The 12,762-nt window shown below is 65.4% G+C and carries 9 protein-coding genes and 1 tRNA gene; 6 read left to right on the top strand and 4 right to left on the bottom strand.

Annotated features, from left to right (window positions below; translation table 11 throughout):
• The first annotated feature begins 45 nt into the window (after window positions 1–45).
• From MBENS4_RS16935 to MBENS4_RS16915, 5 genes are all read left to right on the top strand, one after another.
• Window positions 46–121: transfer RNA gene (locus MBENS4_RS16935), tRNA-Phe, on the top strand.
• 671 nt (window positions 122–792) lie between these two features.
• On the top strand, window positions 793–1,875 hold the full coding sequence (locus tag MBENS4_RS16930; protein ID WP_242404988.1) for an efflux RND transporter periplasmic adaptor subunit: 1,083 nt from the start codon (window positions 793–795) through the stop codon (window positions 1,873–1,875).
• A 6-nt stretch (window positions 1,876–1,881) separates the two neighbouring features.
• Window positions 1,882–5,094: a multidrug efflux RND transporter permease subunit gene (locus MBENS4_RS16925; protein ID WP_039392985.1), complete on the top strand. Its 3,213-nt coding sequence runs from the start codon at window positions 1,882–1,884 to the stop codon at window positions 5,092–5,094.
• Window positions 5,091–6,533, top strand: coding sequence for an efflux transporter outer membrane subunit (locus MBENS4_RS16920; RefSeq protein ID WP_052322478.1), 1,443 nt, complete (start codon window positions 5,091–5,093; stop codon window positions 6,531–6,533). The genes MBENS4_RS16925 and MBENS4_RS16920 overlap by 4 nt, the downstream gene beginning before the upstream one ends.
• 152 nt (window positions 6,534–6,685) lie before the next feature.
• Window positions 6,686–7,174, top strand: a complete 489-nt coding sequence (locus MBENS4_RS16915; protein WP_340140846.1) for a MarR family winged helix-turn-helix transcriptional regulator — start codon at window positions 6,686–6,688, stop codon at window positions 7,172–7,174.
• A 94-nt stretch (window positions 7,175–7,268) separates the two neighbouring features.
• Here the strand turns inward: MBENS4_RS16915 and MBENS4_RS16910 are convergent, their stop codons facing one another.
• Genes MBENS4_RS16910 through cysD form a run of 3 tightly spaced genes read right to left on the bottom strand, consistent with a single transcriptional unit; the run spans window position 7,269 to window position 10,953 of the window.
• Entirely contained in the window at window positions 7,269–8,000 is a 732-nt protein-coding gene (locus MBENS4_RS16910) for a 3'(2'),5'-bisphosphate nucleotidase CysQ (RefSeq protein ID WP_039395224.1), read from the bottom strand.
• Window positions 8,001–8,005: 5 nt separating this feature from the next.
• Window positions 8,006–9,943 carry a sulfate adenylyltransferase subunit CysN gene (gene cysN, locus MBENS4_RS16905; RefSeq protein WP_039392983.1) on the bottom strand — a complete coding sequence of 646 codons (1,938 nt, stop codon included), beginning with the start codon at window positions 9,941–9,943 and terminating at the stop codon, window positions 8,006–8,008.
• Window positions 9,943–10,953, bottom strand: coding sequence for a sulfate adenylyltransferase subunit CysD (gene cysD, locus MBENS4_RS16900; protein WP_084592212.1), 1,011 nt, complete (start codon window positions 10,951–10,953; stop codon window positions 9,943–9,945). The genes cysN and cysD overlap by 1 nt, the downstream gene beginning before the upstream one ends.
• A gap of 10 nt (window positions 10,954–10,963) precedes the next feature.
• On the opposite strand from cysD, the gene MBENS4_RS16895 reads away from it, so the two are divergent.
• The gene (locus tag MBENS4_RS16895; RefSeq protein ID WP_039392979.1) at window positions 10,964–12,070 is read left to right on the top strand and encodes a helix-turn-helix transcriptional regulator; all 1,107 of its coding nucleotides are present in this window, start codon (window positions 10,964–10,966) and stop codon (window positions 12,068–12,070) included.
• A 26-nt stretch (window positions 12,071–12,096) separates the two neighbouring features.
• Here MBENS4_RS16895 and thiE read toward each other — a convergent pair whose 3' ends face one another.
• Complete coding sequence (gene thiE, locus MBENS4_RS16890; RefSeq protein WP_039392976.1) at window positions 12,097–12,753, bottom strand: thiamine phosphate synthase; 657 nt, start codon at window positions 12,751–12,753, stop codon at window positions 12,097–12,099.
• Window positions 12,754–12,762 lie beyond the last annotated feature (9 nt).

The following is a 12,762-nucleotide window of genomic DNA, read 5'->3' as shown; positions in this document are numbered from 1 at the left end:
GCAACCAGCTGATCGGCGGTAAACGAAAACGCCGATCACGAAGATGCCCGAGTAGCTCAGTTGGTAGAGCATGCGACTGAAAATCGCAGTGTCGGTGGTTCGAATCCGCCCTCGGGCACCACTTCCCCATGAAGCTGGTGCAACGCTGAAAACCTGAGAAAAGCAGGTAAGTCGGCTCCTCAACCAAAATTTCAGGTTCAGCTTTTCAGCAACCTTGGTGTCGACCGACACTCCTGCAAGCTGGAACAACGCGCCCATGTGAAGCGCTTTTCACTTGGCTTGCAGCCTCGCCCCTTCGAGACTGCAATCCGTCGCGCGCCCCCCTTCCCGGGAGCACGCGGCGCGCGTGCCCGTGCCCGAGGCGGCTCCTCCTCCTCCAAACCTCCGCTGTTTCGGCACGGGCACGCAAGAACACAGGCCCCAGGCTCGGCCAGCCCCGCCCGAAAGCTCGCGAATGCGGGGCATTTCCACACCGCACGACTTCCCCGACAGACGGTAACTGCCGCAAGTTCTCCTCGCACCAGAGCGGGCATTTCGCCGCAAACGGCTGATACGCGGGAATATTCTGTTCGGACGCCGAATTCAGTCGTCACAAATTGTCGCACAGCGTCCACAAGTGCTTGCACTGCGCTACAATTCTTTCGATACGGCGCATTCCCCGCGACTGAGGTTACCGGCTTGTACTACTCCCCATTTTCGCATGCCTTCCACCATTGCAAACCGGCACTTGCGGCCCTCATGCTCGCAAGTGTCGCGGTTTCCGGCTGTTCGCAGCAGGAAGCAGGACCCGGAATGGGCGGGCGCGAAGTCGAAGTGGGGATCATTGAGGCCAAGCCGAGCACGGTACCGATGCCGGTATCGCTGAACGCACGCACGGTCGCCTACGAGACCTCCGAAGTGCGCCCGCAGGTAACCGGCGTCATCAAGAAGATCTACTTCACGCAGGGCTCCACCGTCCGGGCCGGGCAACCTCTCTACCAGATCGACCCCAGCCTCTACCGCGCGGCCGTCCATGAAGCGGAAGCCAACCTCGCCAGCGCGAAGGCCACCGCCGAATCCGCCAAGGCCCGCGCCGCGCGCCTCAAGCCGCTTGCCGAGATGGAAGCTGTCGCCCGGCAGGACTACACCGACGCCAAGGCCGATGCAGGCGTGGCGCAGGCCGCCATCGCCCAGGCCAGCGCCGCGCTGGAGACCGCGCGCGTCAACTTGCGCTTCTCCACCGTCCCCGCCCCGATCTCGGGCACCATCGGACGCAACCTCGTCACCGTCGGCGCACTCGTCAGCGACAGCCAGGCCGATCCCATGGCGGTGATCCAGCGCACCGACCCGATGTACGTCGACATGCAGCAGTCAGCCTCCGAACTTATCGCGCTGCGCCGTCAGCTGAGCCAGGGCGGCGCAGAGCCGGGCAGCACCGAAGTGCGCCTCCAGCTCGACGACGGCACCGACTACGGGTTACCCGGCCGGGTCCAGTTCTCCGAAGTGACCGTCAATCAGGACACCGGCACGGTCACCCTGCGCGCGCAGTTCCCCAATCCCGAAGGGCTGCTGCTGCCCGGCATGTTCGCAACCGCCATCTTCGACCAGGCCCGCAACCCGGGCGCCTTCCTCGTTCCCCAGGGCGCCGTCCAGCGCGACTTCGACGGGACCGGGTACGTCATGCTGGCGGGGCCGGACGGCAAGGCGGTGCGCCGCAACCTCGATGCCGGGCGCACCTACAAGGAGTTCTTCGTCGTCACCAAGGGCCTGAAGAAGGGCGACAGGATCATCGTGCAGGGCCTCAACGGCCTCAGGCAGGGCATGCCGGTCAAGGCCGTGGCCGCTTCGCAGCCGCAGCCGGTCGAACGCCCCAAGCCTGCCGGGCAGGGTCGCTAAGCCCCCATGTCACGGATCTTCATCGACCGCCCCATCTTCGCATGGGTGCTTGCCATCGTGGTCATGCTCGCCGGGCTCGGCGCGCTCATGTTCCTGCCCAACGAACAGTACCCTGACATCGCGCCGACCCAGGTCAACATCAGCGCGACCTACACCGGCGCCTCGGCCGAAACCATCGAGAACAGCGTCACCCAGGTCATCGAGCAGAACCTGACCGGTATCGACGGACTTCTCTATTTCAGCTCGCAGTCGAGCAACCGCGGCCGCGCCTCGATCAGCGCGATCTTCGCCAAGGGCACCGATCCCGACATTGCGCAGGTCCAGGTCCAGAACAAGGTCCAGTCCGCGCTCTCGCGCCTGCCCCAGGCCGTGCAGGCGCAGGGCGTGCGCGTCACCAAGTCGAACCCGGACCAGCTGATGGTCGTCTCGGTCTACGATTCGACCGGCAACCGCTCCAACCAGGACGTTTCCGACTACCTCACCTCCAACATCCAGGACCCGCTCTCACGCGTCGAGGGTGTGGGCGAGGTCAACGTCTTTGGCGCGCCCCACGCGATGCGCATCTGGCTCGATCCGCGCAAGCTTTCGGCCGTCTCGCTGATCCCAGCCGACGTCGTCTCGGCGATTCAGGCCCAGAACACCGAAGTGGCCGCAGGCAGCGTGGGCGATCTGCCCGCACCGGACGATCAGGCCCTGACCGCCACGGTCACCGCCGGCTCGCGCCTGCAGACCGCCGAACAGTTCCGGGCCATCGTGGTGAAGAGCAACCCTGACGGTTCGACCGTCACGGTGGGGGATCTTGGCCGTGTCGAGATGGGCGCCGAAAGCTACTCGGTCGTCACCAACTACAACGGTTTCCCGGGCGCAGGCCTGTCCGTCTCGCTCTCGCCGGGCGCCGACGCCCTTGCCACCGCGCAACGGGTCAAGGCCAAGGTCGAGGAACTCGCGCAGAACATGCCCGAGGGCATCGAGTTCGAGTACGGCCGCGACAGCACCAAGTTCATCCAGCTTTCGGTCGACGAGGTCGAAAAGGCCCTGTTCGAGGCGATCATCCTCGTCGTGATCGTCATGTTCGTGTTCCTGCAGAGCTGGCGCGCAACGCTGATCCCGGCGATTGCCGTTCCGGTCGTGCTGCTGGGCACCTTTGCCATCTTCTACCTCATGGGCTTCTCGCTCAACACATTGACGCTGTTCGGCCTTGTCCTGGCGATCGGCCTCCTCGTCGATGACGCCATCGTCGTGGTCGAGAACGTCGAGCGCCTGCTTGAGGAAAATCCGGGCATGAGCGCGCGCGATGCGACCCTGGAATCCATGAAGGAAATCCAGGTCGCGCTGATCGCGATTGGCCTCGTGCTTTCGGCCGTGTTCTTGCCGATGGCCTTCTTCGGGGGCTCCACCGGCGTCATCTACCGCCAGTTCTCGCTCACCATCGTGGCGGCCATGGTCCTCTCGGTGCTTGTTGCCCTCGTGCTCAGCCCGGCGCTGTGCGCGCAGCTTCTCAAGGGCAAGAACCGGGCCCCTGACCGCAAGAAGACCTGGACCGAACGTCATCTGCCCTGGCTCGCGCGCGCCTGGGAGAAGTTCCACACCTGGTTCAACCGCTCGTTTGACAGGATGAGCGATGCCTACGCGCGTCAGGTCGAGACGGTGGTCGCCCACAAGTGGCGCTGGCTCACACTTTTCGCCCTCATCTGTGCAGGCACCTTCTTCCTGTTCCAGCGCCTGCCCACCGGCTTCCTCCCGAACGAGGACCAGGGCGACATCATGGTCCAGTGGCGCCTGCCCTCGGGCACGCCGCTCTCGAAAACCCAGGACATCCAGCATATCGTCGAGCAGTACTTCCTCAAGGAAGAAGCCGAAAACATCACCGGCCTGTTCGCCATCTCGGGCGGCGGTCCGGGCGGATCGGGCCAGAACGCCGGCTCCAGCTTCATCCGCCTGCGCGACTGGTCCGAGCGCACGCGCCCCGACCAGGCCGCGACCGCGATTGTCGCACGCGCCAACCAGGCCTTTGCCAAGCTGCGCAATGCCCAGGTCTTCGTCCTCGTGCCCGGCGCGATCCGCGGCCTTGGTCAGTCCTCGGGCTTCACCATGGAGCTGCAGAACCAGTCTGGCCTGACGCGCGAGAAGTTCCAGGAAGTGCGCGACCAGTTGCTCGCCGCCGCCCAGGCCGACGAGCGCCTCTCCAGCGTGCGCCTCTCCGACCTTCCCGAGGTGTCCACGCTCAAGGTCGACAACAACATTGCCGCGCTCACGGCCTATGGCCTGACGCCCGCCAACGTGAATTCGACACTGCAGACCGCCTGGGGTGGTACTTACGTCAACGACTTCATCGACAAGGGCCGCGTGAAGCGCGTCTACGTCCAGGGCGAGGCGGATTCGCGCTCGCGCCCGGAAGACCTCTACAAGTGGTTCGTGCGTGGCTCGGACAACCAGATGGTGCCCTTCTCCGCCTTTGCGAAAACCAGCTGGTCGACCGCGCCCAGTTCCACCTCGCGCTTCAACGGCCTGATGGCCTACGAATTCTCGGGCACGCCCGCCGACGGGGTCAGCTCGGGTACGGCGATGGACGTGATGGAAGAGCTCTCCCACCAGTTCCAGGGCATCTCGGTCGCCTGGGCGGGCTCCTCCTATCAGGAGCGCCTCTCCTCGGGGCAAGCGCCGCTGCTCTATGCGCTCTCGCTGCTGGTCGTGTTCCTGTGCCTTGCCGCGCTCTATGAAAGCTGGTCGATCCCGATTGCGGTGATCCTGATCATTCCGCTGGGCCTCCTGGGCGCGATCCTTGCGGTTACGCTGCGCGGGCTGGAGAACGACGTCTACCTGCAGATCGGCCTGCTCACCACGATGGGCCTCGCCGCGAAGAACGCCATCCTGATGATCGAATTTGCCGAACACGCCGAGCGTCAGGGCATGCGCGTGATTGAGGCCGCGGTCGAAGCCGCGCGCATCCGCCTGCGCCCGATCCTGATGACGAGCTTCGCCTTCATCTTCGGCGTGATCCCGCTCGCGACCGCCTCGGGTGCGGGCGCCAACAGCCGCATCGCCATCGGCACCTCGGTCGTGGGCGGCATGTTGACCGCGACGATTCTTGCGATCTTCTTCATCCCGCTGTTCTTCGTGATCGTGCGCCGCAGCGTACGCGACGGCCTCGCCGCCGCCCGCGCCCGCCTCGAAACGCGCCGCGAGAAAAAAGCCTCCAACGCAGGAGACGCGGCATGAGGCCGTCGACGCGCATCGTCCGCTCGCATCTGAGGCGCACGAGCGCCCTTCTTAGCGCCGCCCTGCTGGGCGCCTGTTCGATGGCCCCCAAGTACGTCCAGCCCGACAGCCCGGTGCCCCAGACATGGCCCGACGGCGAAGCCTATCGTGACACGGTGAGCGCCGAGCCCCACCCGCTCACCTATGCCGAGGTCTTCGAGGACCCCGCGCTGCAGGAGTTGATCGCACAGGCGCTCGAGAACAACCGCAACCTCAGGGTCGCGGCGGCCAATATCGCAGCGGCCCGAGCCCAGGTGAAGGTAACGCGGGCCAACCAGTTCCCGGCGCTTGCCACCACCGCATCCGCCACCCACCAGGAGACGGGCGGCGGCTTCGGCCTCAACGGCTGGTCCTACGCCCTTCGCGGCGGCGTCTCGAATTTCGAGCTCGACCTGTTCGGGCGGCTCAAGAACGCCACCGCCGCGCAGGTCAACACTGCACTTTCGACCGAAGCGGCCGCACGCACCGTACAGCTCGGCCTCGTTGCCGACATCGCGCAAGGCTGGGCGACCTACGCCGCGGACCGTGAACTGCTGCGCATCGCCGAAGACACCGCGCGCATCGCCGGGGAAAGCGTGCGCCTGACCCAGGCACGCCTCGAAGGGGGGATCGCGGCGCGCAGCGAACTGCGTCAGGCCCAGCAAGTGCTCGAAACCGCGCGCAGCGACCTGGCCGCCCAGAAGACCGCGCTTGCCCAGGACGTCAACGCCCTTCGCCTGCTCGTCGGCGCGGACTTCGACGAAAGCGCGCTTCCAGGCAGCATCACGCGCGTCAACGCCGCGCTTGCCGAAGTCCCGGCCAGCGCCGATACGACCATCCTGCTCAGCCGCCCCGATGTGCTGGAGGCCGAGTATTCGCTGCGGGCCGCCAACGCCAACATCGGTGTTGCACGCGCGCAGCTCTTCCCCACCATCTCGCTCTCGGCTCTGACCGGCTTTGCCGCGCAGTCGCTCTCCGGTCTCTTCGACGAGGCGTCGCGCTCCACCAGCTACGGCGGCAACGGCGAATGGTCGATCTTCAACGCGGGCGGCCGCAGCGCCAATGTCGGCGTTGCCAAGGCCCAGCGCGACGCCGCGCTTGCAACCTACGAAGGTGCGATCCAGACCGCCTTTCGCGAGACCGCCGACGCGCTCGCCGACCAGGGGACCATCGCCGAGCGGCTGGATGCGGCCACCAACTTCACCGAAGTCTCCGCCGACAACGCGCGCCTCGTCGAGGTCACCTACCGGCAGGGCATGGCCAGTTCGCTGGAGAACCTTGATGCCCAGCGCAGCCTCTATGCCGCGCGGCAGGCCGAAGTGGGCATGCGACTTGCCCGCGCGGTCAACCGCATCACGCTCTACCGCGTGCTCGGCGGCGAGTGGGTAAGTCAGCCGCGCCCCGACGAGGCCGCAAACTAGGCACCCGCCCATGCAATCGGCGCAGCGCGCGTCCACTTGACCCCGCGTGCGCGACACGCGATGGGCGGCGATGCACCATGCGTGCCGCCTTTCACCACGGGGCACGTCCCCTGTGACCTGCGCGGGCGATGCGCGACTACGAGGAACGAGACGTGAGCACGAATGCGCCGGATGCCAGCACCGGCAAGACCATGAAATCGCTGTTTACAGAGACAGATTCGCTGCAGCGGCAGGTCGGCATCCGCCTTTCCGTCCTCGCCCGGTTGCTGCGCAATTCCTTCGACCGGAAGGCCGCTTCACTCCAGGCCACCCGCTCGCAATGGACGATGATCGCGATTGTCGCACGCTATCCCGGCTCGACCCAGCGCTGCATCGCCGAGTATCTCGACATGTCCGAAGCCTCGGCCGGGCGCCTTATCGACAAGCTGTGCCAGGAAGGCCTGCTTGAGCGCCGCGCCAAGGAGGACGATCGGCGCGCGCGTGTCGTCTACGTGACCGAGGCAGCCGCCCCGGTACTCGCCGCTCTGGGCGAGGCCGCAACCGAGAACGAGGCCCAGCTCTTCAAGGGTTTCAGCGACGGCGAACTGGAACAGATGTGCGCATTCATGGACCGCATCCACGCCAACGCCAGCGAGAGCTGATCCCGGCCGGACAGAGCCGCGCCCCATCCGAAACGTGAAAGGCCCGCCCCGGCATCCCGGGACGGGCCTTTCACGTTTTCGTGGACATGGGGTGTCAGAGGAAGGCCTTGACCTTCTCCAGCACCATCTCGGCATGCTCCTTCCGGCAGATCAGCAGGTCGGGCATGTAGACGTCTTCCTGGTTGTAGACGAGCGGGCTGCCATCGATGCGCGAGGCATGAAGGCCCCAGCCCAGTGCGACCGCTGCGGGCGCGCAGCTATCCCACTCGTACTGGCCGCCCGAGTGCAGGTAGATGTCCGCTTCGCCGCGCAGGATCGCCATAGCCTTGGCGCCCGCCGAGCCCATCGGGACGAGCTCGCCGCCGATGGCCTCGCACACGCCGGTCGCTTCCTTGGCTGGACGCGTGCGGCTGACCACCATGCGCAGCTTCTCGGGCGCAGCCGGGATTTCACCCGGCTGATCCGAACGCAGCACCATGTCGGCCCCTGGCAGCGCGACCGCGCCCAGCGTCGGCACGCCGTTTACCGCCATGCCGACATGGACCGCCCAGTCGGCGCGCGCTTCGCCATATTCACGCGTGCCGTCGACCGGATCGACGATCCACACGCGCTCCTTGGCGAGACGCTCGGCGTTGTCCTTCTCCTCTTCGGAGAGAAGGCCGTCCTCGGCGCGCTGCTCGCGCAGCGCGTGAACGAGGAACTGGTTGGCCGTCTGGTCGCCGGCCTTGCCGAGGGACTTGCCCTCGAACATGCCGGATTCGCGCACCTCGATGAGGATCTTGCCCGCAACGTTGGCGAGATGCGCCGCAAGGTCGCCGTCGGTCATCGTCATCAGACGTCTCCCAGCAGCGTGTCGACGATCAGGTCTGCCGCCTCTTCTGGCGAAAGTTTGGTCGTGTCGATGCGGATTTCAGGATTGCGCGGAGCTTCATAGGGGCTGTCGATGCCCGTGAAGTTCTTGAGCTCACCGGCACGGGCCTTCTTGTAGAGGCCCTTCACGTCGCGCGCTTCGGCAACCTTGAGCGGCGTGTCGATGAAGACCTCGAGGAACTCGCCCTCGGGCAGCATCGCGCGCACCAGCTCACGGTCGGCCTGGAACGGCGAGATGAACGCAGTGATCACGATCAGGCCGGCATCGGTCATCAGCTTGGAGACCTCGCCCACGCGGCGGATGTTCTCGATGCGGTCGCTCTCGGTGAAGCCCAGGTCCTTGTTGAGACCGTGGCGCACGTTGTCGCCATCGAGCAGGAAGGTGTGCCGGTTCATCCGGTGCAGCTTCTTCTCGACCATGTTGGCAATCGTCGACTTGCCCGAACCCGAGAGCCCCGTGAACCACAGCACGGCCGGCTTCTGGTTCTTGAGCGCGGCGTGCTGCGTGCGGCTGATGTCGACCGCCTGCCAGTGGACGTTCTGCGAACGGCGCAAGCTGAAGTTGATCATGCCCGCCGCGACCGTCGCGTTGGTCATCTTGTCGATCAGGATGAAGCCGCCAAGCTGGCGGTTCTCGGTGTAGGGCTCGAAGACGATCTGCTTGTCGGTCGTCATCTCGGCCACGCCGATGGAGTTGAGCTCAAGCGTCTTGGCCGCCAGCTCTTCCATCGTGTTGACGTTGATCTCGTACTTGGGTTCGGCAACCGAGGCCGACACCATCTGCGTACCGATCTTCATCCAGTAGGCACGGCCCGGCACCATCGCCTCGTCCGCCATCCACACGAAGGTCGATTCGAACTGGTCGGCGGTCTGCGGCGGCGCATCGGCGACTGAGATCACCGAACCGCGCGAGCAGTCGATCTCGTCCTCGAAGCAGATCGTCACCGACTGACCGGCCCCGGCCTCTTCCAGCTCGCCATCGAAGGTGACGATCTTGGAGACGGTGCTGGTCTTGCCCGAAGGCAGAACGCGGATCTTGTCCTTGGGCTTGACCACGCCGGTCGCGATCTGACCCGAGAAGCCGCGGAAGTCGAGGTTGGGACGGTTCACCCACTGCACCGGCATGCGGAACGGCTTGTCCGCATCGTCCGAGGTCAGGACTTCGACGGTCTCCAAGTGCTCGATAAGCGGAACACCGGCGTATTCCGGGGCCTTGTACCAGGGCGTGTTCTCGGAAAGCGTAGTGATGTTGTCACCCTTGTAGCCCGAGATCGGCATCGCCGTGAAGTTCTCGATGCCGATCGATTCGGCGAACTCGCGGTAGTCGGCGAGGATCTTGTCGAAGACCTCCTGGCTGTAGTCGACAAGATCCATCTTGTTGACGGCCAGGACGATGTTCTTCACGCCCAGAAGCTTGCAGAGGTAGCTATGGCGACGAGTCTGGACGAGCACGCCCTTGCGCGCGTCAATCAGGATGACGGCGAGGTCCGAGGTCGAGGCGCCGGTCACCATGTTGCGCGTGTACTGCTCGTGGCCCGGGCAGTCGGCGACGATGAACTTGCGCTTCTCGGTGTTGAAGAAGCGGTAGGCGACGTCGATGGTGATGCCCTGCTCACGTTCGGCGGCGAGGCCGTCGACGAGGAGCGCGAAGTCGATCTCCTGCCCCTGCGTGCCGACCTTCTTGGAGTCGTTGGCGAGCGCGTCGAGCTGGTCCTCGAAGATCATCTTCGAATCGTAGAGCAGGCGCCCGATCAGGGTCGACTTGCCGTCATCCACGCTGCCACAGGTAATGAAGCGCAGCATGGTCTTGTGTTCGTGCTGGTCGAGATAGCTGTCGATGTCCTCGGCGATCAGCTTGTCGACGACGTATGCGGCCTCTTTGGTCTCGATATCGGCCATCAGAAGTACCCCTGCTGCTTCTTGACTTCCATACCGGCACCGCCGGCATCCTTGTCGATCACGCGGCCCTGCCGCTCACTGGTGGTGGTCAGGAGCGTCTCCTGGATGACCTCGGTCAGCGTCGAGGCTTCGCTCTCGACCGCGCCGGTCAGCGGGAAGCAGCCAAGCGTGCGGAAGCGGATCGACTTCTCGGTGATCTCGGGCATGTAGCCCAGGACCTTTTCCAAGCGCTCGGGATCATCGGCCATGAACAGGCCACCTTCCCACTCGAAGGTCGGGCGCTTCTCGGCGAAGTAGAGCGGCACGATGGGGATGTTCTCGAGGCGGATGTACTGCCACACGTCGAGCTCGGTCCAGTTCGAGATCGGGAAGACGCGGATCGATTCGCCGCGCGCCTTCTTCGCGTTGTAGAGGTTCCACAGCTCGGGGCGCTGGTTCTTCGGGTCCCAGCCGTGCGAGGACGTGCGGAACGAGAAGATACGCTCCTTGGCGCGGCTCTTTTCCTCGTCGCGGCGGGCCCCGCCGAAGGCGGCATCGAAACCGTACTTGTCGAGCGCCTGCTTCAGCCCTTCGGTCTTCCACATGTCGGTGTGAAGCGAGCCATGGTCGAAGGGGTTGATGCCCTTTTCCTTGGCTTCGGGGTTGTTGTAGACGAGCAGTTCCATGCCCGACATCTCGGCCATCTTGTCGCGCAGGTCGTACATGGCCTTGAACTTCCAGGTCGTGTCGACGTGGAGCAGCGGGAACGGCGGCGGCGAGGGATAGAAGGCCTTGCGCGCAAGGTGGAGCATCACCGCGCTGTCCTTGCCCACCGAGTAGAGCATGACCGGCTTGTCGGCCTCGGCGGCGACCTCGCGGATGATCTGGATGCTTTCCGCTTCCAGCCTTTCAAGATGCGTCAGTTTCTTCATCGAACTCCCTCTTCGAGCCGTGCGCGTCCCCCGGGCGACAGCGCCTGGGAACGGGAATAGCCTGAACCTACAGGGATGACAGCGGCGCGAACCTCCCATATGGGAGGGTATGGCCCTGACGAGCTCCGACGAGACAGATCTGCTGCTCCCGCTGCTGGGAGCCATGCGCGAAACGCCGCGCTTTTCCACGTTCCTGGAGCGCCTGCGGAGGCGCACCGGCGCGCGCTATATTGCCCTTCTCACGCGCCAGGGCGGCCTCGGCAAAGCTCCGATCACCGAGTTTCACGCGGGAGATCCTCTTCCGACCGGAAGCCCCGTCACGGGCAGTTCGGCGCTGTTCGACCTCGACCGCGCCCACTACGACAGCCTGCGTCCCGGACGCGTCTACGCGCTGGGCGAACTCGTCGATCACGACCCGGTACTCAGGGCCCAGCGCTGGCGTGAACTGCGCGACCTTGGCCTGGCCGACGAGCGGATCGTGCGTATCCTCGCCGATCCCGGTCTCGATGCCTGGCTGGTGCTTGCCCGCACGAGCCCCTGCAGCGCGAGCGACAGCGCGCTGCTGTCGAATCTGGCTCCTTATGTTGCCGAAGCGCTGCGCTCGGGACGGGATCTCGACGCCGCGCGTGACAGTGCCCGGATCAACGCGGCCGGAATGGCGCGCTCGGGAAATGGCTGGATGACCTTCGATGCCGACGGCCGCCTCGTCGACCTCAGTGCGCAAACACAGACATGGTGGAGCGCGCGTTATGGCCAGCCTCCACGCAGAGGGGAGCGCCTCCTTGGCCTGGCGCGTCCAGTCGAACGCGGCCTGCTCAGCGCAATCGACGAGCTCGCGCGGGATAAGGCAGCCGCGCCGCGGCCTGTGCTCCTGAGCGATTCTCCGCGGGTTGAAGCCCTGGTGCAACGCATCGCGCTGGACGATGACCCGGCCCCTGCGAGCACGGCGCGCTTTCTCGCCGTCTTCGCCCTCCCCCACGCGCCGTCAGACGACGCCCAGGCCCGCCTCACCGCCCTGCACGCCCTGCCCCCGCGCGAGGCCGAACTGGCCCTGAAACTGTCGGAAGGGCTCAGCATTGCCGAAGCCGCACAGGCCATGGGCCTGACCGTCGAGACGGCGCGCAACTACTCCAAGCGCATCTACGCCAAGCTGGGCGTGCGCGGAAAGGCCGAACTGGTGCGGCGGATCCTGGAGGGCACAGCGCACATGACCTGATCGGCCATGCACGCCGGGATAGCCGATCAGGTCATGTGCGCTGTGCCCTCGGCAATGGCCTTGGTGAACGCGGCCACAGCCTCGGCCTCATCCCCGTTCCAGACTGCGCCCGAAACCGCGATAAAGTCGGCGCCCTTGCGGACCAGATCCACGCAGTTTTCCGGCGTGATGCCGCCGATGGCGACGCACGGAATCTCGAAGATGGCTTGCCACCATTCGAGCAGGTCCGTGCCCGCGACGTGCTTGGTTTCCTTCGTGGTCGTCGGGAAATAAGCTCCGAAGGCAACGTAATCCGCGCCCGCATCGCCCGCTTCCATGGCGAGGTGACGGCTGTCGTGGCAGGTCACCCCGATCTGCGCATCCATGCCCAGGGCCTTGCGCGCTTCCTCAACGGTGTCGTCGTCCTGCCCCAGATGCACGCCATCGGCCTTGAGGCGCTTGGCGAGGCTGATCGAATCGTTGACGATGAAAGCGACGCCCCGCGCGGCACAGATCGCCTGCAACGGCTCAGCCAGACGCACCGCCTCATGCTGGTCGATATCCTTCACGCGAAACTGGAAAGCCGCGACCTCTCCAGCGTCGAGCGCACGCTCCAGGCGCTGGGGGAAGTCGCCTCCCACCTCCAGCGGCGAAATCAGGTAAAGCTGCGTAGGTTCGCGTTCGATATCGGTGTCGTCGGTCATGACCTGTCC

Origin of the sequence: Novosphingobium sp. MBES04, assembly GCF_000813185.1 — a bacterium.
GTDB classification, from domain to species: domain Bacteria; phylum Pseudomonadota; class Alphaproteobacteria; order Sphingomonadales; family Sphingomonadaceae; genus Novosphingobium; species Novosphingobium decolorationis.
This window is presented reverse-complemented; position numbering and strand designations above follow the sequence as displayed.

What these genes read in the sequence shown, in the direction of transcription:
- MBENS4_RS16925 (WP_039392985.1), top strand. Translation starts at nt 1,882, where the DNA reads ATGTCACGGATCTTCATCGACCGCCCCATCTTCGCATGGGTGCTTGCC.
- MBENS4_RS16920 (WP_052322478.1), top strand. Translation starts at nt 5,091, where the DNA reads ATGAGGCCGTCGACGCGCATCGTCCGCTCGCATCTGAGGCGCACGAGC.
- MBENS4_RS16930 (WP_242404988.1), top strand. Translation starts at nt 793, where the DNA reads ATGGGCGGGCGCGAAGTCGAAGTGGGGATCATTGAGGCCAAGCCGAGC.
- thiE (WP_039392976.1), bottom strand. Translation starts at nt 12,753, where the DNA reads ATGACCGACGACACCGATATCGAACGCGAACCTACGCAGCTTTACCTG.
- cysD (WP_084592212.1), bottom strand. Translation starts at nt 10,953, where the DNA reads ATGGGAGGTTCGCGCCGCTGTCATCCCTGTAGGTTCAGGCTATTCCCG.
- cysN (WP_039392983.1), bottom strand. Translation starts at nt 9,943, where the DNA reads ATGGCCGATATCGAGACCAAAGAGGCCGCATACGTCGTCGACAAGCTG.
- MBENS4_RS16910 (WP_039395224.1), bottom strand. Translation starts at nt 8,000, where the DNA reads ATGACCGACGGCGACCTTGCGGCGCATCTCGCCAACGTTGCGGGCAAG.
- MBENS4_RS16895 (WP_039392979.1), top strand. Translation starts at nt 10,964, where the DNA reads ATGGCCCTGACGAGCTCCGACGAGACAGATCTGCTGCTCCCGCTGCTG.